This is a genomic window from Pseudomonas sp. PDM28, from assembly GCF_019219115.1.
GTDB classification, from domain to species: Bacteria; Pseudomonadota; Gammaproteobacteria; order Pseudomonadales; family Pseudomonadaceae; genus Aquipseudomonas; species Aquipseudomonas laurylsulfatiphila.
Genome location: NZ_JAHUWG010000027.1, coordinates 1 through 657, shown reverse-complemented (window position 1 = coordinate 657; position 657 = coordinate 1). Strand labels below are relative to the sequence as shown.

2 tRNA genes and 1 rRNA gene are annotated in these 657 nt (G+C 46.9%); all 3 read right to left on the bottom strand.

Annotated features, from left to right (window positions below):
* Positions 1-308 precede the first annotated feature (308 nt).
* Positions 309-384 (bottom strand) — tRNA-Ala (locus KW841_RS29430).
* Between the two features lie 9 nt (positions 385-393).
* Positions 394-470: transfer RNA gene (locus tag KW841_RS29425), tRNA-Ile, on the bottom strand.
* Between the two features lie 122 nt (positions 471-592).
* Positions 593-657: ribosomal RNA gene (locus KW841_RS29420) — 16S ribosomal RNA — on the bottom strand; the annotation flags it as partial.

Sequence of the window (657 nt, the reverse complement as noted above, 5' to 3'; positions counted from 1 at the left end):
CAGGCTACCACGTCTTTCATCGCCTCTGACTGCCAAGGCATCCACCGTATGCGCTTCTTCACTTGACCATATAACCCCAAGCAATCTGGTTATACTATGAAGACGACATTCGCCGAAAATTCGATTGAGCTCCTAAGAGCCACTCACAAATTTTACCTTAGCCTGATCCGTTACCAGTGAAAGTAACGTTCAGTCTATCTTTCTATCACATACCCAAATTTTTAAAGAACGATCTAATCAAAAGACTAGAAATCAATATTCATTGCAGAATATTCATTTCTAAACTCTCAAACTTTCGAAGCAGTTAATGGTGGAGCCAAACGGGATCGAACCGTTGACCTCCTGCGTGCAAGGCAGGCGCTCTCCCAGCTGAGCTATGGCCCCATACAAAATTGGTGGGTCTGGGCAGATTCGAACTGCCGACCTCACCCTTATCAGGGGTGCGCTCTAACCAACTGAGCTACAGACCCAATTTCGAGCGCGTAACTGTTAGCGTTGAGCTATCAGCTTGGAGCTTAAAGCTGCTTCTATCGTCTTCTTCAATGAATCAAGCAATTCGTGTGGGAACTTATGGAGCAGCTGAGTCGTCGATTAAGGAGGTGATCCAGCCGCAGGTTCCCCTACGGCTACCTTGTTACGACTTCACCCCAGTCATGA